The organism is Gimesia panareensis, from assembly GCF_007748155.1.
In the GTDB taxonomy this organism is placed as follows: Bacteria; Planctomycetota; Planctomycetia; order Planctomycetales; family Planctomycetaceae; genus Gimesia; species Gimesia panareensis.
The window spans coordinates 891,612-917,697 of the sequence record NZ_CP037421.1; the positions used below are offsets into that span (position 1 = coordinate 891,612).

At 53.5% G+C, this 26,086-nt stretch carries 8 protein-coding genes; 2 read left to right on the forward strand and 6 right to left on the reverse strand.

Going from position 1 to position 26,086, the window contains the following annotated elements; all coding sequences use genetic code 11:
• Positions 1-5 precede the first annotated feature (5 nt).
• Positions 6-827 (reverse strand): tryptophan synthase subunit alpha, encoded by an 822-nt coding sequence (gene trpA / locus Enr10x_RS03435; RefSeq protein ID WP_145448138.1) that lies wholly within the window; start codon positions 825-827, stop codon positions 6-8.
• 71 nt (positions 828-898) lie between these two features.
• Complete coding sequence (gene trpB, locus Enr10x_RS03440; RefSeq protein WP_145104050.1) at positions 899-2,104, reverse strand: tryptophan synthase subunit beta; 1,206 nt, start codon at positions 2,102-2,104, stop codon at positions 899-901.
• A gap of 310 nt (positions 2,105-2,414) precedes the next feature.
• Here trpB and Enr10x_RS03445 point away from each other — a divergent pair, with 310 nt between their 5' ends.
• Positions 2,415-2,618: a hypothetical protein gene (locus Enr10x_RS03445; protein ID WP_145104052.1), complete on the forward strand. Its 204-nt coding sequence runs from the start codon at positions 2,415-2,417 to the stop codon at positions 2,616-2,618.
• A gap of 2 nt (positions 2,619-2,620) precedes the next feature.
• Here Enr10x_RS03445 and Enr10x_RS03450 read toward each other — a convergent pair whose 3' ends face one another.
• Both Enr10x_RS03450 and nadC read right to left on the reverse strand, forming a co-directional pair.
• Entirely contained in the window at positions 2,621-4,972 is a 2,352-nt protein-coding gene (locus tag Enr10x_RS03450) for a hypothetical protein (RefSeq protein ID WP_145104054.1), read from the reverse strand.
• 50 nt (positions 4,973-5,022) lie between these two features.
• Complete coding sequence (gene nadC / locus Enr10x_RS03455) at positions 5,023-5,913, reverse strand: carboxylating nicotinate-nucleotide diphosphorylase (protein WP_197996379.1); 891 nt, start codon at positions 5,911-5,913, stop codon at positions 5,023-5,025.
• 165 nt (positions 5,914-6,078) lie between these two features.
• Here nadC and ald point away from each other — a divergent pair, with 165 nt between their 5' ends.
• A complete protein-coding gene (gene ald, locus Enr10x_RS03460) occupies positions 6,079-7,185 on the forward strand; it encodes an alanine dehydrogenase (RefSeq protein ID WP_145448139.1) in 1,107 nt (368 codons plus the stop codon).
• A 1,073-nt stretch (positions 7,186-8,258) separates the two neighbouring features.
• On the opposite strand, the gene Enr10x_RS03465 is transcribed toward ald, so the two are convergent.
• Both Enr10x_RS03465 and Enr10x_RS03470 read right to left on the reverse strand, forming a co-directional pair.
• On the reverse strand, positions 8,259-8,942 hold the full coding sequence (locus Enr10x_RS03465) for an alpha/beta fold hydrolase (protein ID WP_145448140.1): 684 nt from the start codon (positions 8,940-8,942) through the stop codon (positions 8,259-8,261).
• Between the two features lie 198 nt (positions 8,943-9,140).
• Positions 9,141-25,892, reverse strand: coding sequence for a Calx-beta domain-containing protein (locus Enr10x_RS03470; protein WP_197997467.1), 16,752 nt, complete (start codon positions 25,890-25,892; stop codon positions 9,141-9,143).
• Positions 25,893-26,086: the final 194 nt, after the last annotated feature.

The following is a 26,086-nucleotide window of genomic DNA, read 5'->3' on the forward strand; positions in this document are numbered from 1 at the left end:
GTAGATCAGCCTTTCGTGGCAGCTGCCATTTCACCTGCGTATTTTCCGATCGAGGAAATCACCTCGTCCCGTGTCTTGTCCGGATCAGAGAAGGCTGCGAACTGCTTCACGATCGCAGAGCCGATAATGAATCCGTCCGCCTTCCCACGCAGTGTATCGACGTGAGACGGCTTGCTGATTCCGAAACCCACCGCCAGGGGCAGATCGGTGAGCGAGCGTAACGATTCCAGATGCGCGGTCAACTCCGGAGGCAGCTCATCACGCACGCCCGTCGTACCGGCGACGGAGATACAGTAAATGAATCCGTTGGCTGCCTGCACGATCCGCCGTGTCCGATCCTCGGGGGTTAGCGGAGAGACCAGCTGGACCAGATCCAGCTGCGCGGTCCTGGTTTTTTCTGCGAACTCCTGGGCTTCGTCTCCGGGCAGGTCGGGCACAATCAGTCCCGAAAATCCGGCGTCAGCAGCTTCTTGTAAGAACCGGTCCGCACCATAGCGAAAGATGATCGCATACGAAACCATGCCGACCAGCGGAGGCAGGCTGACAGATTCATCCGCAGAGAGTGCCTTCAAAGCTTCGAACAAATCGTGCACGTGAAAACCGTTGTTGAGTGCCCGCGTGTAGGACTCCTGAATCACCGGGCCATCCGCGATCGGGTCGCTGTAGGGAAATCCGACCTCAACCAGATCGACTCCCTGTCGGGCCAGTTCTTTGAGCACATCCACGGTGGTTGCCAGATCCGGATCGCCGGCGGTAATGAAAGGCATGAACGCCATGCGGTTTTCGGATTTTAACGTCGCAAATTTTTCTGAGATCGAGCTTGTCACGATGAGGGGTACTGCTTTTAAGTGAAGATCAGTTAGAGTGATTGGTTTGATACGACAGGTCCCGCCCGGGTTTAAATTTCACGTCCCAGCAGGCGGGCCACTTCGTTTACGTCTTTGTCGCCGCGGCCGGAGAGACAGACGACAATCGTCTCGTCGGGGCTGGCCTGGCGGGCTGCTTTGACGGCGTAAGCGATCGCATGCGACGATTCAATCGCCGGGATGATCCCTTCCAGCCGGGCCATGGTCTGGAAACCTTCGAGGGCTTCATCGTCGGTGATCGCGGTGTAATTCACGCGGCCTGAATCTTTCCAGTAGCTGTGTTCCGGACCGACACCCGGATAGTCGAGTCCTGCTGAAATGGAGTGCACGTCCATTGTCTGGCCGTCATCGTCCTGCAGCACATATCCGAAGCTGCCGTGCAGGACGCCCTTGGCACCGTAGCTCAGCGTACTCGCATGCTCTCCCGGTTCGGGACCGCGGCCGCCCGCTTCCACGCCCGTCAGCTTGACGCCTTCATCGTCGATAAACGGATAGAACATCCCGGCTGAGTTGGAACCGCCGCCCACGCAGGCAATCACATGATCGGGGAGCTTACCTGTCTGTGCCAGGCACTGTTCGCGAGCCTCTTTACCAATCACCGACTGGAAGTCGCGGACCATCATTGGGAAGGGATGGGGACCAATCACCGAACCGATAATGTAGTGTGTGGTCTCCACGCTCGACATCCAGTCCCGCATCGCTTCGTTGACGGCGTCACGTAGAGTTTTCGAACCGCTGGAAACGCCACGGACTTCAGCGCCCATCATCTTCATGTTGAACACGTTCAGCTTCTGGCGGCGGATATCTTCCTCGCCCATGTAGACGATACATTCCAGTCCGAAGCGGGCACAGGCGACCGCCGAAGCCACGCCGTGCTGGCCGGCTCCCGTTTCGGCGATCACACGCTTTTTACCCATCCGCATGGTCAGCAGAGCCTGGCCCATGGTGTTGTTGATTTTGTGGGCACCGGTGTGGTTCAGATCTTCCCGTTTGAAGTAGATCTTGCCCCCGCCGCAATGTTCGGTCAGTCGTTCCGCAAAGTAGAGGGGGTTGGGGCGTCCCACGTAATGCTTGAGCAGGTCGTCCAGTTCCGCCTGGAAGGCAGGATCCTGTTTCGCTTTCTCGTATTCCTGGGTCAGTTCTTCCAGGGCGTGCATCAGGGTTTCGGGGACGAAGCGGCGGCCAAATTCTCCAAAGCGACCGGAAGAATCAGGCACATTCGATAAACTGGTTGTCATAACTGGCTCAAATTTGGTAGTAAATTATCAAAAAAACAGCGGTAGTGACCATTATTGAATGCCGGGTGGCAATGGTCAATGCCCCCCAATGGGACCCTTGAGAATCGGAAAAGGTTCGATCCGGTTTTTCCATTTGCCCGGATAGACAATTTGATATATGTGCTTATGTATCATGGTCTTCTGTCGTTTTAGCACTGGAAAATGAGCTGACCAGTCGTAATTTATTAGGATTTTCCCCCTAAGCTCGATAAAATACGTGATGCGCATCGTGAAACGTTCAGTTTCACGTCTCAGGAGAGGGGAGATTATCATGGATACAATCGATCAAAATCTGGACGACGCCATCAATTCCGATTCAATTCACATCGATGAATTTGAGCGTTTCTGTCTGCTGGAAGGCGAACTCCGCGGTTATCAGAATCTGGATGACAGCAACATTATCATTCCGGATTTTGTCTGCGTGCTTCGCTCGGCTCACCGGGAACTCACTGACTTTGAACCTCCCGTGGGTTAATTTTACTTTCGGTCCCCCTGTGATTTCATGACCGGAAAAATCTGCGCTGTGATGAAGTAACGCTCTCCATCACGTTCCACGATCAGTTCCGGCGCCCAGCTTTCGATCTCCTTACGTTTGTCTTCCGACATCGTATCGAATTTCAGATAACCGTACTGATTGGGCAGCGGCGGTTGCAGTACGCCCTCTTTGACGAGTTGATCAAAACGCCGGGGAGTGACGTAGTCCGTGTAGCCGTAACTCCAGGGCATACGATAACGCAGCACCTCTGCCCAGTTCACATACACATACGCGATATGTTCTGCTTTCAGTTTCTCTGCGATTTCGCGTGCCGGCTTCATCGAGAGTTCTTTGTCGGGAAGCTTGGGATCGGCTTCCGCCGTCCATTGTGTGAACAGGTCTTCGTCAAAAACCGTGTTATAAATCACAGGGAACTCGGCATTGAAGACCTTCGCTTCACCCACAAACAATACCACTTGATCGGGGCCGAGTTGCATCTGATTCAGCGCTTCAATTTCCGGCGCTGTCAGATTGCCGGTGAACTTGCGGGCGTAGGCGAAATCATCCAGGTAGGCGTTATTGCCCCCCAGACCACTGGTAACGATACACAGATTAAACAGTACGGCAAATATTACCGCTGCCGTCACACACGTTCGCCAGAGCAGTTTTGAACTCCAACTCGCTCCAATGCCCGCCAGTACTGCAACCACCGGCAGCATGGGTACCCAGAACCGGTCGATGCGATGGGTTAGAAGCCACCAGGAGAAGAACAGAAACCCGATATAAATCCAAAGCCAGTACATCAAGCGACGATGTTGTCGATTCAGGAAGGCCAGCGGCGCCAGGCAGAACAGCAGGGGACTGATCCAGTCGCTGGTCATCGTGACATCCAGCAGACTGGTTTTGAATTCTGTCAATCCAATCGGTTTCATCCCATGCCCGTTTTTCCACTTGGCATTCAATGCCTCCGTCAGGTCGTATCCCCCAAAGACCGAATACAACAGCGGGTAAACCGGATTGCCTGTCTCCACCAGATTTTTCAGCAACCAGGGGCCGATGGTGATCAGCGTACCGGCAGAGAACAACACGCCCAGTTTGAATGTCGCTGACCAGCGGAGTGATTTGTCTTCCTTGAGTAGAACCCAGGTAAAGCCCAGCAGCGTCAGTCCAAGAGGAATCACCACAGACAGAACCCCCGGATACTTGGTGGCCATCGCAGAGCCGGAGAGCAGCCCCGTCAGGAACGTCCAGCTCCCGAGTTCACCGGGCAGGCGGGAGGCAGTATCGTCTGCTGTGTCTTGATCACGGGCGCTCCATTTCTGCAGGGCTACGATTGTCAGGATCAGGCTCAGCAGGCTGGCCAGCAGATAAAAGGAGAGTGCCCCCTCGGTATAGGCAATGATCGACATCCGGTAGGTCCAGGGATTGGTCAGGAACACCGTGGCCGCAATCCAACCGGCGGCCGAGCCGAACCAGTGCCGTGTCGTGGTGAAAATTCCCAGCGCAGAAAACAGCGCGAAACTCATTAGCACCAGCTTGCCCGCCTGGGCTCCCGAGAACCAGTCCCCTTTGAGCGTCATTGACAGCAGCGTGAGCATCTCGGTCAGGAACGGAAAGCTGGTATACACGTTATGAGGCAGAAAGCTGATATAACCCTGCTGGTAATATTCTTTGGGCCCCCCGAAATGATATTCGAGTACATCGTAATCAGTCGAAGGGAGCATGGATCCCAGAAACATGCTCAGCACAAACGGGCTCATCAGCAGGCAGCAACCGACGCGGAACAGCGTATCAAACGTAATCGATTCCGGCAGGGAGAGTTTCAATGCCACCAGCGAGCCATTTTTCTGTTTCGTTTCCTGGAGCGCAGAGACAATGCCGGCGATCGTTGTGGTAATCAGCACGGCATAACAGAGCCCCTGAGAGAGAATACCCAGCAGACCGCCTCCCAGGGTCAAGAGAGAGACGAACGAGAGCCCCAGACCAGAGGCGAAGACGGTGCGTTCCGCAGAGAAGGGGGGTGATGGGATGCGGATCAGCCGGGTCACGAGCTGTCCCAGTCCCCAGGCCCCCAGCAGCACGACTGCCGCGACGCCCATCAACGGAATCCGCTGCGGAAAGTAGGCCCAGCCTGCCGGATGTGGATTTTCTTCGGGCAGGGGATCGACCAGATCCAGTAGCAGAAATGGAATTTCAGGGACGATGTCCCAACGGCCTATTTCCTGATTGTTCGTTAACGGGACGGAAAGGTAGGCGATGAAAAACAGCAGCAGCCAGACCAGCGCCCCGTTCAGAAACAGGGGGGAATCGTTTTCGAGGGATTCCAGGGGACTGTCGGCAGGTGTCTTATTCATTTGCAGAGATCGGAGCTTCAAAAATAGTGATGAGTCTGTTGAATGCGAAATTAAGTCCGGCGTTTCCAGTCGAAGCCGATATCCAGTGAAATGACAGAATGGGTCAGCGCGCCTACGCTGATCCGTTCCACGCCGGTCTCCGCGACTGCACGGACCGTATTCAGGTTGATACCCCCGGATGCTTCCAGCAGCGTCGCGGGCGATTGTGCGTCGCGCATCTGAATGGCCTCGCGCATGGTATCGGGCGACATGTTATCCAGCAGGACAATCTCTGGTGCCCCCTCAAGTGCATCTGCCAGCTGTTCGAGCGTGTCGACTTCCACTTCCACACCTTTTTCTCCCTTCACCGATTCCCGCGCCTGTTTGACGGCAGCCGCAATCGTGGGATGCGAGTTACGGGTCGCCCAGGCGGCCAGGTGATTGTCCTTGATCAGAATCCCGTCATAGAGACCCATACGATGATTTGTCCCTCCGCCGGCGGCGACAGCGTATTTCTCCAGCACCCGCCAGCCGGGCAGGGTTTTTCGCGTGTCGAGGATGCAGGCGTTCGTCCCTTTGACAGCCTCCACGTACTGCGCTGTCTGCGAGGCAACGCCACACAGGTGCGTTAGAAAGTTTAAGACGGTGCGTTCCCCTGTCAGCAGGGAAGCGAGCGGACCGGAGCAGGTCGAAATGACGGAGCCTGGTTCCAGTGCGTCACCGTCAGCCAGGTGATGCTCACAAACAACCTGAGGATCCAGTTCCTCAAAAATCAACGTGGTAATAGGCGAGCCGGCCAGAATACCTGTCTGGCGGGCGACAATCTGGATTTCCGCCTGGTCTGAATCTTCAATCAGGGCCTGGCAGGTCAGGTCGCCGGTCTGCTGGAGATCTTCTGCCAGGCTGAGTTTGATCAGGGTCCGGGCGGCGTCTTGATGGAGTTGCGAAAAAGGAACTGTCACGTGAGCATCTCTGGATTCAGGGGCTGAAGGAATAGCCGTTTCAGGGGCATTCCGATTATGATTCCAGCATCTGACTAACATCAGACGTAGAATTAAACGATAATAGCTATAAGTACTTATCGTATCATAGCAGTCTGCAGTTTGACATGTAATCGGGAGAAGAACATGATTATCGGAGTGCCTCGTGAAATCAAGCAGGATGAGTACCGCGTTGCCCTGATTCCGGTTGGAGCCGAAGAATTGACCGCCGCCGGGCATACCGTTCTGGTAGAGCGGGGTGCCGGCATAGGGAGCGGCATTCCTGACGAGCTCTACGAGGAAAACGGGGCCGAAATCGTCGACTCTGCCGAAGAAATCTTCTCCCGCGCGGACATGGTAATCAAAGTCAAAGAGCCCCAACCCTCCGAATGGCCGCTGCTCAGGCCCGGGCAGATCCTGTTTACCTACTTCCACTTCGCCGCCGATGAGAAGCTGACCCGTGGTTTTCTGGAGACCGGGGCGACTGCAGTCGCTTACGAGACTCTGGAAGGGAAGAACGGGCAGCTGCCCCTGTTGACTCCCATGAGTGAAGTCGCCGGCCGCATGAGCATTCAGGAGGGTGCCAAGTATCTGGAACGTCCGCAACTGGGGCGGGGCATTTTGCTCGGTGGTGTTCCCGGTGTGCCTCCCGCGCATATCGTCATTCTGGGAGGAGGCGTAGTCGGTAAGAACGCGGCCCAGATCGCAGCCGGGTTTCAGGCAGACGTCGTGATCCTGGACATCAACGTCGATCGTCTGCGATACCTGGAAGACATCATGCCTGCCAACGTGAATACGCTCTACAGTGATCGGCACAATATCCGCGAACAACTGGAACTGGCGGATCTGGTGATCGGTGCGGTCCTGATCCCCGGAGCGCGTGCGCCGATGCTCGTCCCCGAGTCTTCCTTGAAGATGATGAAGCCGGGGGCGGTGCTGATCGATGTCGCCGTCGACCAGGGAGGTTGTGTGGAAACATCCCATCCGACGACGCACTCCGATCCCACGTTTGTGATTGACGGCGTGGTCCATTATTGTGTGGCCAATATGCCGGGCGCGGTGGGACGTACCAGCACCTATGCGCTGTGTAACGTCACCATGCCTTATGCACTCAAGCTGGCGAACCAGGGGCTGGCTGCCGCCTGTGCCCAGGACCATGGCTTGTTGTCTGCGGTGAACGTACACAAAGGGCAGGTGACCAACCAGGCAGTCGCCGCCACGTTTGGTCTGGACTATCAGGAATTCTCGCCCTGAGAGAACAGAGTTACCCGGCTGACGTTCTCTGTTCCTTGTACCTAATGTCGGCGGAGAAATCTCCCTGCGTTCATCCGAAACAGTTGTCGAACCACTGACTCTGCGCTCCGCCTGTCGATATCCCCACTGAACTTCCCGCACGCTCACGTGAACAGACTGGCCTTGATTCATACATGCCGAATCGTAAATTGTTGCAAATGTGCTTCGCGCGCGAGGCGGACGATGCGTGTACTGGAACAGCGAGAATAAGTACCACAGAAACACCTGAATCGCCGTCGATTTTTCCAACTTTTCACCGGAACAGAATGAACCGGTTTGCGATGTCTCGTAAGATTTCAAATCATTTCGGAGTACTTTCAGAGCAAATCGGAGCAAACTCACAAGAAACTCAGAGTAACTCACAGCAAACTCAAAGCACAAATTTCGCTTGACGCCCACGCGCCCTTCTGCAAAATCTCTATCACCAATTAACACAAAGGTGTCCCACTGTCGGCTTGCCCGACAGTGATGAAAACCGTAAGTAAAGGGAATTCGGGCCGAGCACCGCGAGCAGGAAACTGACAGAGTAAGCGACCAGTCCAGCAACACAATTCGACTCCAGAAAAGCAGGGGAGGACCCAAGTATCCTCCCGCCTGGCGACACTCCATTTGATCCTGTCTTCGGTGGTATCCCATGTGACATTTCCATCTGAGCGGCAAGGCTAGCCGCCGGTTTTCGAAGTTAACGTTGCCTGCCAGAACCGGCGGCCAGGTAGCGTTTCTTAATTCGGATGTGATATACCAAAGTCGTTTCAACCGGGGCTAACGCCCTGCGGCTAATTTTGCTTTTGTGCTGTTGAAGTCCTGAAAACAAGAGTCACAGCATACCCTCGGCAATGGTGAATACTGACATAGCCAACGCTGTCGACTTCATAATCACGCTGAAAACTATTAAATAAACGCTACCTGGCGCCATTCCGCTCAAAGAATCGACAATCGTTCCTGCTTGAATCCGAAAAACCAACCACGCATTTTACGGAAAAGACACGGTCCCCCGTAGATGAAAATCGGGAACCAGTCTGTTGACTGGCATGCTATGCTTCAACGCACTGCACAAATTCGGCTAACACCTGATTGAATTCGTCCGGGCGTTCCAGATTCATAAAATGTCCGCAACCGGTCATGACGTGTAGTTGCGCATGCGGTGCCAGGCTTGTCAGAGCGATTGCCTTCTGCTCTGTCACCACCGGGTCGTTGCCGCCGCACATGGTTAACAGCGGTTTCTGCCAGCCAGCAACGACTTCCGTGTGATCAGCGCGTCCATGAAAGACCTGCACGGCGTTGATCAGATCATCGGTATTTTGTGCCAATGCGATGGATTCGATTCTGTCAATGACATTCTGCTCAGCCGCGGGACCAAACCAGCTGGTGATTTCAGGCCACATTCCCCTGATGCCGTTAGCACGCAGCGCGTCAATGTACTTATCTCGCGCAGCGGGTTCCCGGCGATGGCCCGCTTTTGCACCGACCAGTACCAGGGCTGCAATGCGATCTGGTGCCTGGCGTGCCATTTCCAGGGCGCAGGAACCGCCCATTGATGAGCCGATCGCAATCATGGGTTGTGCCCCAATGGAATTCAAAACGCCGCTGGCCCAGCTTTCGAGGGTGTCTCCCAGGCGGTACAGAGTTGGAGTCTCGCAGCGGCCAGGGGCAATCGCGCGTTGGTCGTCCCACATCGATTGATCGAGCGGAAATGCATGAAGAAACACGAGGCGCATTCATTAAGCCCTGGCGAATAACCTGTAACTGACCGGCATGGATTGATTCAGATTTGATGTCGCATCGGATCCAAATCTCTCGTTGATTCAATCTATGGTAACTTGAAGTACAAGGTATGCCTATGAGATAAAAAAAGAGAGGTGGAGTTTTCACTCTCACCTCTCTCAATCTTATCAATCAATCTGACAGTTGCTGGATTAAATCAGCGGTCCAGACCAGTCAGCGAACAGATTATCGACCTCTTCGCCGGCCGTTTCCAGTTCGAAGCCGTCACTCAGATCCAGGTCGTCTTCAAAATCGAAGCCGAGGCCGGAATCGTCAGATTCGCTGGAGTCGAAGTCGCTCGACAGCAGCTGTTCTGTTTCGTAGGAGTTGTCCAGCAGCGAACCAACAAGTTGATCCAGTCCGGAAGACTGATCCAGGTTCAGTACTGAATCCTGCAGTGTCAGTGAGGTATAACCCCAGTCAGACTCAGATGCGGTCTCCAGAGTCGGCTGTGTGACCGGTTCAGAGATGGGTTCCAAGGCAGGCTCAACAGCCGCGGAGACTGTAGAAGACCGTTTCGATTTGGTCGTCGGTGCCGGAGCATAATCCACGGCTGGAGAAGTCATAAGTGGAGTTGGCTCGATAAAGGCACCGGTGAGTGGTGAGACCAGCGGAGTAATCGCAGCACCTGCGGCGTCCGCATAAGCGGCCTGCAGGATCTGGACATCCAGAGTCGAGATCGATTTCCGGACTGAGGGGTCGAGAGTTTCGCCCATGATGTCCGTCGGGTAGAAGTTCTCATCAATGTGCAGGCCGTCATCGGTCAACGGTGCGATCAGATCCCAGCTGACAAACTGAACGTCACCAGAGCCCGTGGTCTCCACATGATCGGCAAAGGCGGAGTAGCCAGTGGTAAAGCCAGCGGCATGACCGATTTCGTGCAGCAGCACGGTATACAGGTCGTAATGTCCGTCTGCTGCAGAGCCGGCAATCGCCTGTCCGTTACTGTCGAAGGAGAGTCCTTCGACTGAAGAGTACCAGCCGAGACCGGCTGCATCATCGTCGATGTAGACCCGACCCTTGATGGGGATTCCATTTTCGTCGAGTTCCAGAACGTGGCCTTCACCAAGTTCCTGACCACCCAGATCGGTAACCACGACCTGAACTGACAGTTGATCATTTCCGGTAGCAGCCTTCCATTCGTCAACTGCTGCTGTAATCAGATCATCGAGTGAATCTTCACCGTCGCTGGTGAGGGAAGAACCATACCATTCCTGCGGGAAGTTGGGCGGGAAGACGATCGACTGGCCGCCGAACTTGGTACGGTTGTAGTTCGATGCCAGGTAAGTCAGATCCTTGAAGTTGATCTGACCACTCTTATCGAAGTCCAGGGACCAGGCAATGCCGTCCGAGGAGTTGACCACTGACGTCCCATAGTAGGAGACGAACTTGATCAGATCCTTGAAGTCGATCCTGCCGCTGTCATCCAGGTCAAACGGTACAGCCCATAAGTCGGTGGCGGGTGCTGTGGCGACCGAAGCAGTGACGGCACCAGCACCGGCGACGTCCAGTTGGGCGTTGGTCACACGGATGCCCAGGTTGTGTGGTCCCAGGAAGCCGGACACATTATCGATGGCGACACCGTCGTCGGCCAGTGATTCAAACTTCACTCTGGCCAGCAGGACCTGCTGACTGGAGCCCAGTGAACCCTGACCGTTCTGGCCGCCGATGCCCGAGACGACACCGGTCTGGTCATCAATGGTTGACGAACTACTGTTACCAAAGGCAGAGCCGAATTCGACAGCGGTGGCACTGAAGTAGTCGGTATTGTATTCCAGATCAAAGGAGCCGCCGGTAATCCCCGAGCCATCCGTGGTGGTTCCCCAGACTTCGACCCAGAAGCTGTCCCATTCATCGATCCATTGTTCGCTTTCCGGAACGGAACCGGTTTCGCCATTGGTATCCGTTGCCGTCGGTGTTTTCACGATCGAAGTGCTGATCGTGGTATTGGCCGAAGCGGTACCAGTCAGTGGCGGACCTGCTGGATCCAGAATGGTTCCCGTCGCTGAGGTGGAGGGGAAGAATTCCAGAATCTGCAGCCCGCTGAAGGTATCAGCGACAATGGCCAGCGTGCCGTCTACAAACAGGCTGCGGGCACTGCTGGGAGTGTCATAAGTATTGACCAGGATCGGAGTGGTCGGATCTGTGATGTCGACCACCTGCAGGCCGGCTGCTCCGTCAGCGACATAGGCGAAATTACCATCGACGCGGACGCCCGTGGCCACACCAGGTGTGTTCAGCGTTCCCACAATGGAAGCCGTTCCGGGGGTCGAGATATCAATGATCTGCAGGCCACCCTCGCGGTTAGCCACAAAGGCGTAGTTGCCGACCACGTCCAGTCCGATGGCGGCGCCACCTGGAGTCAGGACATTATGGATCAGAGTGGGACTGTTTGAATTTGTGACATCGACAATCTGCAGACCGTTGTTACCATCGGTGACATAGGCGATGTTGCCAATCACTTCCACACCCCCTGCCAGACCGCCGGGAGTGGAGACTCCAAAGCTGCCCAGAATCGTGGGAGTGGCCGGGTTGGTCACATCGACAATCTGCAGACCGCCGCCGTTACCGCTGTCGTCGGCGACGTAAGCCAGGTTACCGATGACCTGGACGCCGCGGGCCCGGGCGGGCGTGGCAATACTGCCCACGAAGGTCGGGTTGGCCGGATTCGAGATATCCAGGATCTGCAGGCCTGCTTCACCAACCGCCATGTAAGCCAGGTTGCCGACCACATCGATCGCCTGGGCGATGCCCTGGTTGTTGAAGTCATAGGAGCCAACATGGAAGGGATTGGCAGGGTCTGCAATATTGTAGATCTGTAACCCGCCATCGCGGTCTGCGACATAGGCATAGTCACCGACCACATCCACGGCAACAGCTGCATCTGAGGTCGCTGTACTGCTGACTGACTCGACACTGGTCAGGAAGACGGCCCGTCCATTCGGGTTGAGGTTGTCCAGCAGGACTTCAAATGTTTCCGGACTTTCCGTAATCGCATCGTTCAGGACAGAGACATTGAAGGGCAACTGGGTAACGCCAGGATCAAAGGTCAGTGTCTGCCCTGTGATTCCCAGATAGTCAGCAGGTGAAGTGGCGGTGCCATCGATGGTCGAAGCATCCACGGTAATCGCGACATCAACCGGGTTGGAGAGTTGTACCAGGAACTGGAACGGAGAGTTGGTTTCCGTGTCAATCACGGGGGTGATTGACAGTTTGGCAGAGTCGTTGTCCCTGATGTGTCCCTGGTCCGTGCCATTGATGACAGTCACATCACGCAGGGCACTATCCAGGTTTGCCAGAATGGTGGAGAAGAACTCATCCCCTTCCACAACGTTGTCATCAATGACATTGATGGTAAAGTTCTGAGTCAAAGCACCGGTCGGGCTGAAGTTCAGGATGATCGGGGTTGCGGAGTCAACGGCATTGTAGTCACTGTCTGTCAGGAGTCCGGTACCGGGCTGGGTATAGACTTCGACTGAAACGTCCGTGTCGACCGGATTGGAGAGTGTCGCAGTGAAGATGAAGTCACTTTCGGATTCCAGTTTTGAGACGTTGTTAATCGTGATGGTCGCTGAATCATCGTTGATGATTTTACCCTCGGCAACCGGGCCGAGAGAGACGCTCCGGCCTGAAGCACTCAAGTTAGTCATGATGACATCAAAAATTTCATCCAGTTCGACCTTGGAGTCTTGTGGGATCTGGACAGTGAATGTCTGAGTTCCAGGAACGGCGTCAGAGTTGGGTGAGCCCAGGAAAGTATACAACTGGTTGAGGACCGGGATGTAATCGTTGTCGGCTACCGTGGCTGTATTGTCCTGAGTGGAAAGATTGAAACTGACGTCCGTATCAACGGCATTGGAAATACTGACATTGAAAGTGATTGCTGTTGTAGAGGCACCAGTACCTTCATCGACGCCGGCAGCAACAACCGGATCAACCGAAATGACGGCGGTGTCGTTGTTGCGGATAATCCCGGTGGCATCGGGACCCAGGGTGATGCGGGAATCAAGACCATTGGCACTCAGATTTTCGATGAAGACGTTGAAGAGTTCATCCAGTTCCACTTTGGTATCTGATGTAATGGTAACGGTGAAACCCTGTGTGCCGGGGACCGTGTCTGTATCCGGTGTTCCTGTAAACGTATAGTGCTGGGTTTTATATTTATAGTCATCATCCAGCGACTCATCGGTGGCAATCCCGGAACCAGCCGGTAACGGTGGTGTGCCGTCTTTGGTCGTCAGATCGAAGCTGACATCTTCTGCAACCGCATTGGAGATGTAGATGTTGAACGTCACGGATCCCGCCTCTTCATCTACGAAAACATCATTCTGGGCGAACGAGATGATGGCGGTGTCGGAATCGTCCTTAATCGTGACGTCTGCGGGAGTGTCCAGGTTGATTCTGCTTTCGAGACCGTTGGCAGAGAGACTGTCCATCAGCACGTTAAAGACTTCATCCAGCTCCAGTTTGTCATCATTGGTGATGTTGACGATGAAAGTCTGGATTCCGGGAACCAGATCGGTATCGGAAGTTCCGAGGAACGTATGCGTTTCACGTTTGGATGTGTAGTCGTCATCGATATTTTCATCGGTGGCATTTCGCATCGTCACCGAGACGCCATCCTGGGTAAACAGATCGAAACTCACATTTTCTGCGATGGCTTTGTCGATTTGAACGGTCAACAGGACGACGGCACCTTCTTCATTCACGGTCACATCGTCATTCAGGAACGTGATGTTAGCTGTGTCAGCAGCATCGTCGGTGATCGTAGCCTGTGCCGCACTGGACGAGGGCGAAGCAAAGCTGATTCTGGAATCAAGCCCGTTTGCACTGAGATTGCTCATGAAGACATTGAAGACCTCATCGAGTTCCAGTTTGTCGTCATTGATGATCGTGACCACAAAGTCCTGCGTAGCAGGGATGGGGTCCGGGTCGCTGTCCAGTGTGCCCGAGAAGGTGAATGACTGTAATTTCGAGGTGTAGTCATTGTCGGTGCTTTCGTCAGTGGCATTTCGCATGGTAATCGAAGTGCCATCGACAGTGGAGATATCAAAGCTGACATCTTCGGCAAGCGAGATGTCCTGCCCTACATCACCTTTGATCTGCACGACGAATGTGACGGTGCCATTGTCTTCAGATACCGTCAGGTCGTCGTCAACAAAGCTGATCACGGCGACATCCGAATCGTCGGTAATGGTTACCTGTGCTGGTGTGTCCAGAGTGATCTTGGATTCCAGCCCGTTAGCAGAGAGGCTGAGAGTATCCATGATGACGTTAAAGATTTCATCCAGTTCCAGCTTATCATCATTGATGATGTTGACGGTAAACGTCTGGTCGGCACCTGGTGTCGTCGAACTGGCGAACAGGATATTCTGCGTCTTGCTGGTGTAGTCGTTGTCCGCATTTTCATCGGTGGCATTTCTCATGGTGAGGGATGTGCCATCGACTGTGGAAATGTCAAAACTGACATTTTCTTCTACGGCGTTGGAGATCTGTACCGTGAAGGTGACAGTCCCATCTTCTTCAGCGACAGTCAGGTCATCGTTCAGGAACGTGATCGTGGCTGTGTCGTTGTCTACGATCGTGATCGTGGTCGCGTCGTAAACTGTGAGTGTTCCACCCGACCCGTCGTCAATGGTGCCGTCAGTCTTGGTTCCATTGGTGACGGTATCGATTGTCAGAGTGAATTGCTCGTCCTGTTCGACAATTGTGTCATTGAAAATGACGAAGGAAACCTCAGCAGTTAATTCGTTGGCGGCGAATGTTACCTGTGAAGGAGGAGGTGTCGTAAAGTCAATTCCTTCGGTGTCACCGGCTCCGAACAACAGGTCGACGGTGGTTTCCAGACCTATTTTGTCCCGTTCCAGTTGAACGGTGACGAGAGTTGAACCGTCTTCGTTCAAACTGTAGGTGGGAGTCGTGAAGTAGATTTCCGGCAAAGGTGTGACCACGATATCGATCACATCGACGTCTGTCTCTGAAGGATTGCTTGGCGTCCCTAAGAAGTTGCCGTTGTCATCGGTGGTCATTGTCAACTGAGCGGTCGCACCGGCGAAGGTAGAACCATCTGTCGGCGTCGACAGCGGCGTCCAGGAGACGCCATCCAGGGCTGTGTTGACGTCTTCAATCAGTCCGGTGATCTCCAGGAAATAGCTGGTGCCGTCATCGAAGAGATTGACGGTGACATTGCTTGAGTTGGGGCCCGCAGCCAGCTTGCCCTCAGTCATCAGCGTAGACAGGGTGACTGTGATCATGCCATCTGTGGGCGGCGTGGTCGGGATTCCCTGGGTACCCAGGAATGAATCCTGGTCGGTAACCGTCAGGGCATTTCCATTCGCGGCCGAGAACACAATCGGAAATCCGGGATCTGTCGTCAGAGAAATATTCGGAGAATCCGGGATCGGTGTTGAGTCGAAGTGGTTGAGTGGCGGAGCATTGACTCCATCGCTGACCAGCATCGTAAATGACGTTGAACCATCATTCTGGTTAGGCTGCAGCACATTCCCGGCAAGGTCCTGTACGGCATTGGCCGACGAATTGTCAATGTCGATCTTGTAGAGCGTATCCAGGCTGAAGACACCACTGGCGGCAGTGAAGGTGGCCTGGTTGGTATTGGAGTTATAGCTGAAGATGTAGTCGATCCCTTCAACCAGAGTCCGGGTTGAAGTACTCGTTTGTGCCGTCAGTGTGAACTGTGAAGAGGCGACCAGATTGTCGTCGACGCCAATTCCTGTATCTCTGAGTTCCACAATGATCGTTGTGAACAGTTCAGGGTTGGAGACATAGACCTTCGTCGGATCGGGATCCAGGTCGATGCCATTCACGTCGTTGTCTGGCGGCAGAATCAGCGCTGCGGTGGGACCGACGAAGTCTGATCGTTCAATGGCTCCCAGGTCTTTGAAGACGTTCGATCCCAGACCCGGAGGAGGAGACTGAGTCGGGTCGTCGACACGTAACTGACCGTAGACATCATAGCTGGGGGCGAAGATGTCTGAGGCGGGAATCCCCAGGGCATCCTTGACTGCGGCGTAGAGTGAACGATCAGCCAGACGGTTCAATGAACTGTCGATCGCTTTGGAGTTGTCTGCCAGGTAGAAGTTACGGGCTGCAGCATCGACAAACAGGGTCGATGTTGTATCCGACTGGGGGATGACCGTGCTGTGGGTGCCGGTAGCACCGGGAGACAGGTTGTGATAGTAGAGGTTATTATCGACGACGGTATTTGAAAAGACCGTATCGACGACAATTCCGCCAACCGTGTTGGCGACGATATTGTTGACAATCGTCGGGCTCACGCGGCTGAAGGCATTAATTCCCTGGAGCCCCCCGGAAATGGTGTTGTTAACCACTTTCACCAGTGGAGACACGCTTTCCGGAGAGTTAATATTGCCGGTGATGTCGATGCCGCTAAACGTGGAATCAACGATCAGGTTATTCTGCAGGACGGCCCCGGGAGCCAGTTGATCGGTGTTCAGAATTGGTAAGGCCCTGGTGCCTCCCTGGTGGGGGAAACCATCTGTTGAATTCAGGGGGCCAACGGTATTGACAACGATCCCGTAAGTGGAATCAAAGATCTGGTTGCCGTTGATCAGGATCATGCCCTGTTCGCGACGGAAGTTGTCATCGCCCAGCAGTCCATCTTCTTCCACCAGACGCGTGTTGGTGTCAAACAGTTGCGCGATGGCAATCTGGGGGTCAACGGGGGAAACGAGAACCGCGTATTCGGTTCCCCGACGGATTTCCAGGTTATAGCTGCCGGTGACAATTGTATCTGCGGCATCTTCAGGTTCCACATTACCGGTTCCATAGACATTGTAGAAGGAGTCGACATTCTGACTGGAACCGGTCACCATTTCGCCACGTTCCGCGAAGCCCACGATGATATCATCGATGTAGAAGCCTTCGCCTGTGTTGTTCTGACCGCGTCGATTATTATTGAAGGCAGAAGTGACTTCGCCATTTAAATCGCTTTGAAAACCATTCAGAGTGCCCAGCGTACCAGCAGTACTGTAGTCAAACCGGAGCATGAGATTATCTTGTCCGGCGAAGTCAGAGAGGTCGACACGTGCCTGTCTCCAGACGCCGGTATTGTCGAACAGTTCCTGGACATAGTCACGTCCGGTGTCAGCAGGATTGGTATTTTCGGAAGAGGTATGCGTGATGTAAGTTGGCAATTCCCAGTCGTGAGTGGAATCCGACTTTGTTGAGTTGTTTGTTGCCACCAGATGCCATGTGGTCCCCCCATCAGAAGAGATGAAGACACGGGCACTGTCCCGCATATCCACGTTCACCGCGGAATTGGTGTTTTCCGTTTCGAGGTAGTAATTGAAGTAGAGGGTCGGAGCATCTTTGGAAGCATAGCCATCCAGACTGAAGGAATTGGTAGTCAGGCTCCCCAACGCACCACCAGGCAGGTTGACGTTATTGCCAATGGTAGAGTTGTTGGTGAGGTCCCGCAGTATGTCATTGTTATACAGCCCATACTGTGCGTTACTGGCGCCAGAATAGGTTAAATATGTGTTCTGAGTCGATGTCCCTGGCTGGTGGAACTGTTCCAGACCAAAGTAGAAGCTGACAGCACCATCTTCCTGGGTGAAGTCACTGTCGGAGTTGGATTTGGAGAGTGACAGGTCAACTTCGCCGGGAACGCGGCTGTTATCGGGAGCGGCATTGATACCGTGTCCACCAACACCTCCCTGGCGTTGCGTAGTATGCCAGAGGTTAAAGTCCAGAGGCGAGAAGGCAATACCGTAACTGGTGATGGAAGCATCTGCAGACAGGTCGCCTCCTCCGGTTCCGTCAACTGCAGCCGCGGTACCAAAGACGCCCTGCAGCGTTCCAGTACTGTCGAAGGCCACGAGTTGTCCACCCGTGGTTGTGGCGAAAACATAATTGCTGTAAGCCTCGCCGAAGAGGTTCTGGGGACCTAAGGCGGCACCGCCGAATGCCTGACCACTAATGGGCGAAGCAGTACCATCGTTGAGGACAGTCATACTTGCCTGGTCGATGACAGTCGGGTCGATGCTGACAATCTCACCACCGCTGGTGACACCCAGTAGTGGTGTTGTACCAATCTCAACATTAAATCTGTCGAAAGCCATCCCCTGAACCAGCCCATTGAAGCTGGGAGTGCCAGTGGCGGCGGTTCCACCGGCTCCACCTGTCGTTAGAGTCGCTCCCAGGAATGCCTGGAAACCACTCGTGTTGGAATCACCGGTCATACCAGCTTTGACGTACTTGCTGGCAGCAGTATCGTTATTGATCGCAGCGACAATTTCTCCCAGATTCCAGGCATTGTTCCCCGAGTTGCGGTTATCAAGTTGGACCGTAACGGTGCCTGATGAAACCTCGATTTTGTCATTACCGGCATAGCTGGATATGACCACATTGATTCCATTACCGCTCGTCCCGGGTACAACCGATTGGATGTAGAGCCTTCCTGTACGAGGGGTACTGGCGCTGTCCGTTCCTGATCGGGAAACGTCAGCGGTTGTAACATTGGGATTGCTTGGATTGCTCGTGTCATCGACGAGATAACCGCGGAAGCCGTTTCTGACAATGCCGTTTAATTCAAAGTTATCAATGATCGCACCGCTGTCGGGGTTGGCTTCGTAGAGTTTCTGGAATGTGACTTCATTTCCAGCAGCATCAAGACCGGTTTCGGTGACCGCATAGTAGAGCCGGTAAATGGGTTGATTCGTGTTATTATTAAAACCGGTGCGGGCGAAGGTCATCGCTTCAATACTGGTGATCGTGCTGCCTGTGCTGAGATCATTTTGCAGGTTCAACAGAGTCCGTAAGTTTGACAGGGTTTCGTTATAGGCACCCGGTACCGTCTGGTTTCCGGAAATCACGGGAATACTGGTATTGCCCCTGACGGTGGCACTGGTCGTTGGATTTGCTCCAGCGACACCGGCGGTGCTGATTTCCACGAATTCATTATTGCGGACACCATAGAGGCGGCCATCCGAACGCATGACGATATCTCTAATATCGTCGTAACTATTAGTGCCTGTGCCGCTGATGTTTCCCACATTGGTCTCATAATCACCTAACTTCGGATCAACTGTCGCCAGATTGGTACCGTTGGTGGTGAAAAGGACCACATCGGAGAGATCGAAGTTGGTGACATGATTGACAATTTGTGTGTCTGTGATGTCGAACAGCGCTCCATCCGGTTCAATATCGACACCATTGGAGTTATAGCCCTGCGAGCCGATATGATCTTCGATGACCCGTTGCAGTGAGTTAATTGGCTCCAGCCGGACCAGCGCGTTGGCGTTGGTTCCGTTGTAAGTGGCCTCCATGGCCCGGGCGAGCTGGGTATGCGAGCTGACGGCGACAAAGTAGGTACCTGCTTCCGGCAAGTGTACCGAACCAATATAGGGATCGAGTGTGCCGAAGGAACCGCGAGAGAGATCTTCTTTTTCTGCATCCGAATGCACCAGATCGTCTTCCACATTCGATTCCCGGCTGACATAGATCAGCCGGCCGCTTGAGTCAAAGACCGAAAGCGTGGTGTCTGCTCGTCCGAGGCCATCGGCATAGTCGATATCAAAGACCGTGGACCAGGTTTTGCCTCCTGCATTCACACCGGCAATGGACTGGATGTCCTGGATCGTGAGATCAAACTGATAGAAGTCGACATCATTCCCGGAACTGTTGAGAGTACCACTGACCCCGATCGTGTTCCGGTCGCTGGCGAGCAGGTTGCCCAGGTTTTGTGCCCCACCTCTTAAACTGCTGGCTTCAAAATTTTCTACAGTCTCATTGATGAGCGGAGAATGTGCGGGGAGGCCTGCCAGGTAAATCGCATCGTTCGCATAATGGATGTCTGCATAACGGACGGTTGAGCCTGGCTCTTCGTCGACCTGCCTGAGGCGTACCTGCAGCTGATATTCCCCATTTGACTGGCCGCCATTCACGTTTGAAAGATCGGTAGAATTGCTGCGCACCCGAATGAAGTAGGTTGTCAGGATGCCGTCAAAACCAGGCAGTTTGATATGCATCCCGGCGTCATTGGGATTGCTGGAGTAGAAGTCACCACCAAAATTCGAATTCTGAATCAAAGCATCAGGGTTTGATGGAACAGTAGATTCACCGGGATTAAACGCATCTGTGTTGTTATTGGCTCTGGCCAGAACGCGACCCAGCGGGTCGAGCAGTTCGACCACGGAATCCAGAGCAAGGCCGGTGCGGTCGATGTCGATCCAGACATCGGTCCCTGCTTCGGCATTGAAACTGTAAATATCAGCATCGCCAGAATTGTTGCTGGCGATCGAGCCGTGAACTTCAAATCCCAGACGACGGTTTTCGTCACCACTCTTTTCATTGGGTGCCAGTTCGCCGAGGTACTGGGCATTTCGGACAATGCCGTTGATGTCCCCATTGGAGTCCAGTACGGCCAGCTCTTTTTCATTAAAGATCTCGACGTTGCGGTCGTTGCTGAATTCGAGGAACTGCAACCCGGTCCAGTCGCCGGCTGCAGGAGCAGTGGATTGATTAGTGACCGTTTCTGTCACACTGTATCCATCCAGTCCGATTCCAGACCCAACCGTGTCATCGTAGATGGATGTCATAACTACAGGGTTCTGCGGATCCCCCAGGATCTGGACTGTACCGCCGATACGATCGTTGATGTCGAGTCCATGCCCGGTGGCTGTGATTCCGGCTCCGGAACCGAATTTGACAACCAGGCTGGCTTCGGTAGAGCTTTGCAGTCTCAATCCGCCGTAGGTGTGGAAATTGTCGACTGTGATTGTATTGTAGACAACATGGTCAATGTCAGTGTCGTCCCAGACTGATTCAACGGTCAGGAGTTCGCCTCGAATGACCATCCCATTGACATCATTACCGTCAAACTGATTCAGGCGTACCAGGGGACCTGCATTGCCATCCAGTTCATCAAAGGCATCATTGAGACCGGTAGAACGTCCATAGTCATCAAGGACATCAGACTTCATGGAGTTGGCGTTGATGTTAATCACGCTGCCGCCGTTATTGACAAACTGGTTGTTGACAACGATGGGTTGTGCTCCGCGTACAAAGATTGTAGTCGCTTCGTTGCGTCCCAGGCTGTTGCGGTCTGTCGAGGAAGCAACACCTCTGTTATTTTCAAACAGGGTGTTGGCAACACGCATATCTGCCTGATGGACTTCAATGGCATTGAAGGAATCCGAGAAGCCCTCGATGGGAACGACACCGCCGCCGTAGGCAATGACAGCGTGATCAATGGAACCATGCGATGTCTGATTGAGGATCAGGCCACCCCAGTCACCAGCGATAGCGTCTCTTTCATCGGCTCCTTCAAGATCGTTATTGGTGGTGTCAAAGGTGCCGCCGGCGCCATAGCGGTCATCAAAGATCGATGTGAAGATGACGGGGGACTCTTCGGTACCTTCTGCAATAATACCTGCGTTTCCACGGCCGGTCTGAATTCGGGCACCACCCAGTTTGACGATCGTACCCGGATCAAAGTTCACACTGCCGCTGTAGCGGGCCAGCAATCCATCTACGGGATCAAGGATGGGGCCACCGGTGCCGGCGTCGATGAAGAGGTTTTCTGTGATAATGTGGACAATGTCCGTATCGTCGAAGTGGGCTGTCACTTTGACGCTGTCGATTTGCTGGCCGAAGAGTGTCTCGGTGCGAATGAACAGACCGTTCAACGAGTTGTTGATGATCGTATTGCCATAGATGTCAGGGCCAATCCGCTTCAATGTCTGATCATGATTGTAGTTGCCCAGGTCATCGACGATCGATTCATCGAAACTGTTGGGGCTGGCTGAGACAGCAGCATTCGCGCTGTAGGTGATGGAATTGTAGGCAAGTGTCGGACGTGCTTCGTCAATATGAATCGGCGCGAAAGTCTGCAGCACGGAATCTGAATAAACCTGACCACCGCCGTAGCTGATATCCGCGTTGGCAACGTAATTCAGAAAGACGGAATCAGATTCATAATCCGAATCATTACGGAAGATGATACCGCCCCAGTCTCCCGGATTGGCTCCATCTGAGGGACCGTCGTCATTACCGCCGATCGCATCGTTTCCATACGAAGTCAGAACAACACGGGTGTCATTAGTACCCTGGATCTGCAGGGCCGCATGGCTTCGATCTTCCAGAACCGAGGAACTGCCCACGTCAATCACCGTATTCTGCAGCTTGATGACGGCACCCTGATCGATGACGACTGTGACCCCCTGTGGAACGATAATGGACTCACCATCTTCCAGAGGGTTGTAGAAGTCATCGTAGCCGATGTTGTAGTTGAGGCTGTCATCGGTTGTACGCAGATCGCCGTCCGTACCACCGTTCCCCAGAATGCGAATCACTTCTGCAGTGCTGGCGCCCGTATTGATGGCATTGATAGCACCAGCGACTGTATTAAACGCTGCGCCCAGAGAACCATCTCCACCGTCGGCTGCGGTTTTATCGACATAGATCGTGTTGGTAGCATCACTGGCAACAAACCAGAAATCATAGGCGCCGCCGGGAGTACCGTCAGAGTCTCCATCGAAGCGGGTTCCCGTTTCATCGACCAGGATTTCTGTATTGTTCGGATCCAGGTCATCCACAACAGGATCGGGAGCAAAATTCAGACGCAGCTCATATTCTCCGTCTGTGCTGCCATTATCGCCGGAGTTTTCGATTTCCGGATTATAATTGTCGTTGCCGGTACTGGTGACACCAATGAAGTAAGTACCTGCGTCCAGGAAGAGTTCCAGGAAAGGGTCGTTGCTGTAGTAGTCATCGTTGCGGGCGACGACATTGTGGTCTGCGTCATACAGGGTAATCGTGCTGTTGAGCAAGCTGACGTCATTGAGGCGTTCCGCAAAAATTTCGGCGCGGAATGTGCCTGCTTCACTCAAATCAAATTTATAAAGGTCGATGTCGTTGGCGTCATTCCGATAGAGCCGATTCAGGTGGACCAGATCATGGTCACCCGGGAAGACTGTCTGACCAGCTGCCTGAGGCAGAGCATTACCCATAAGGGAAGGAAGATCGTAGGCATGGCCCAGACCAAGCGAGTGGCCAATTTCGTGGAACGCCGTCTGCATCCAGGAACCGCCATAGACGTCAGCTTGAGGGCCTGTGAAGTCGGACGAATCCATGATCACGGTACCGCCTGTCGAAACACCGCCTACACCGCCGGGACCTACTGGCAATCCCGGATCGGCGACACGCAGGTCACCAGTGACAACGGTGATGCCCGAACTTGCTGATTCAATGAATTCAATTCCCAGGTAGTAAGAATAAATTTCAAAAACCTCTCGGGCACGTTCTTTTTGCGCTTCGGTAATCGCGTTATGCAGCTGGTTTCCCTGGACATCAAAACCGTAGGCGTCGCGGAAATTATAATAGACTACGGAAATAGTACCACCGGCTACGGGAGCCGTCCCGCTACTCCCCACGTGTGAGTCCAGGGTGGCAGGCAGCTGGCGGTGTCCAGGTTCATCCGTTCCACCCGGAAGTGGAGGCAGCCCGATGCCCTGTGGTTCAATTTTCGAGGAGATAACGAACTCTTCCGTGCCGGCATTCCATTGATGCGCCAGATCGGTCAGATCGGTTGCCGTATCAAAGGAAGAGTTCTGGTCGGGAAGGTTTTCGACTCGCAGTAACAGGTTATAGCCGTTATCGAAGAAATAAGGAGAATTTCCTGTGCCAATCGCCAGACTGGTCGGGGTATTCAGGTCGGCAGTATCAGCTGGTTCTCCATCGGTGAGGGAGCCTCCGCTTCCCGCACCCGAAATGACTTGGACGGTCGGATTAGCGGCGTAGGGATCCAACTGGACGACATAACCATTGGAGTCTGAATAGTAAAGATAGCCGTTGGCATCGAAATCGAAATCGGTGATGGTTGACAAGTTCATGTCGGCTGCCAGCTCTCCAGTGGCAGGAGTTGTGTCACTACCTCCACCTGCGATCGAGACTGGTACGGCGGTGCTCAAATCAAAGGATGAGCCTCCCGAAAATACGGAAGAGCCAGACGTGGTATCAATGTAGTAAATACCAGGATGTGTAACAAAACTCGGCAGTGAGGAGGTTGTGGCAAAAAACAGATTGCCGACCGGGTCTGTTTCCAGATCAGTAATATCTAGGGTCACAGTGAAAGGGGAAGTACCGAATTCAGTCGCAGTCGATCCCAGAACAAGACCTGAGTTACTGTCGATGAGAATCAACTGGTGCAGTCCGATGTCGTGGAAGTAAATGTTTCCATCAAGGTCAACGGTGAGTTGATCCGGAGTATCAAGCTTCAAATCTGTGGGGACGTCTCCGGGATCGATATTCATGTCCGTACCACCGCCAGCAATCACTGTCACCAACTGGGTTACGGAGTCGATTTTCAAAACATAAGAGTCGTCAGTAAAAAACAGATTCCCGTCCACATCCAATGCCAGATCGCGTGGCGCTGTCAAATCAAGACTGCTTGCCAGCGTATCGTTATTTGTGACAGGATCTAATGGGGATGTATCGCCTACAACAGTCGTTCCATCGCCGGCGACCACCGTGATTTCATTGGTCGAATGATCGACGCGAAGAATGCGGATGTCACTGCCATCATCGTGGATAAAGTAGTAGTCACCGGCTCCATTGACGACGAGCCCTTTCGGATCATTCAGGTCCAGATCTGTGATCAGCATTCCATTTGTGGGAGTGACATTCCCACCATTGCCGGCCAGTACAGAAATGGTGACAGCATCCGCACCCAGAGTCGTGTAGGTGTCGGTGCCGATTTCATCGGGGGTATTGGAGACGCCGACCCGCAGGCGATAATGAGCGCCTGCTGTCAACGGGTTGGTGAATTTTAAAACGGTCACATCGGACAGGGGATCGTATGTGGCTGTATAATCGGTAGTCGCGATCGGTGTCAGGTTACCGCCGGCAGTATCGATGATCTGGTAAAACCGGGGGTCGTTCGCCAGTGTGCTGTCGAGATCATCATTGTTGAAATAGACCAGGATCTGATCATCATGGGCAACCAGATCGCCGTCAGCCCGGGAGAGTCCCGGGTTGAGTGGATTCAGCAGTGAGAAGGAGATCGCAGGAGTAAATGAATCTCCCTGGATGGTTAACTGGTCAGCGCTCTGTGAAATTGTTCCGTAGTTACCCGTACCCAGGATGGAACCGTTAAATGCAGTGACGATGGCAACGGCAACGTCAGTCGTCGAATCGGAGGCAGAGTAACTCACCTGAACATTCGCGGAATCATTTAGTAGACCGTTCAGGTCCATTTCAAATGTGGCGGAAGCCCCGCCGATTGAAATCGTAAAGGTGTCGCCATCCTGCAGCTTGGTGACCTCATCGACTGAGAGGATCTGATCGCGTAACACGGGCTGCGTGACAACACTGGTGACTTTGGCTCCCAGGTCCAGTTCAAAATTGACAACCTGATCCACGCCGTCCTGGAATGCTTCACCGTTCTGATTGAGTAACGGATCGGCGCCCGTTCCGAAGATGGTGATCTGATAATTGTCATCGGGCAGGGCAGAGGCAAAGCGGACAACCACTTCGTTCGGGTTATCGCCGATTCCGATGTAACCGGGAGTGATGGTGACTTCGTTGCCGTCTGCGAAGGTCCCATCCTGACCACTGCGAACAATCTGAATGCCTCCCAGCGAAGCGGGATCGATCTGCTGTCCTGGGGTGAATTTGAATGTGAGCTCGGTGGGGGCTTCGTGGTAGACTTCACCGTCGCTCAGTGAGAGGTCGATATTCGGTTCAATATTGACCAGAGAGGCACCTGCCAGCAGAGTCCGGTCTTCCAGTCGCTCAGCGGTGGAATAAGTGCTGACATAGCTGCGCAGTTTTTCACGGGCTTGTCGTTTTTGTTGACCTCTGCGAAGACAGTTTAGTAAAGAAATTGGTCGGCGAAGATATGACACGAAGGATGGACGGCCCATAACCATGGTTTCAGTCTCTCTAGCAAATTGTTACGAGAATCTTAGATTGGGATTCAAGTCGTTACAGAATGGTCAAAATATTATCAATTTTCACTCAAATGATTACAAATACAGAATCTAACCTTTTTGATAATATGGAATATCCCAAATGTGGAACAAATGATAAATAAGCTAAATTAGATAATATGAGTAGT

Excerpts from the sequence above, each read along its gene's own strand:
- trpB (WP_145104050.1), bottom strand. The coding sequence starts at position 2,104 with ATGACAACCAGTTTATCGAATGTGCCTGATTCTTCCGGTCGCTTTGGA.
- Enr10x_RS03445 (WP_145104052.1), top strand. The coding sequence starts at position 2,415 with ATGGATACAATCGATCAAAATCTGGACGACGCCATCAATTCCGATTCA.
- Enr10x_RS03450 (WP_145104054.1), bottom strand. The coding sequence starts at position 4,972 with ATGAATAAGACACCTGCCGACAGTCCCCTGGAATCCCTCGAAAACGAT.
- ald (WP_145448139.1), top strand. The coding sequence starts at position 6,079 with ATGATTATCGGAGTGCCTCGTGAAATCAAGCAGGATGAGTACCGCGTT.
- Enr10x_RS03465 (WP_145448140.1), bottom strand. The coding sequence starts at position 8,942 with ATGCGCCTCGTGTTTCTTCATGCATTTCCGCTCGATCAATCGATGTGG.
- Enr10x_RS03470 (WP_197997467.1), bottom strand. The coding sequence starts at position 25,892 with ATGGGCCGTCCATCCTTCGTGTCATATCTTCGCCGACCAATTTCTTTA.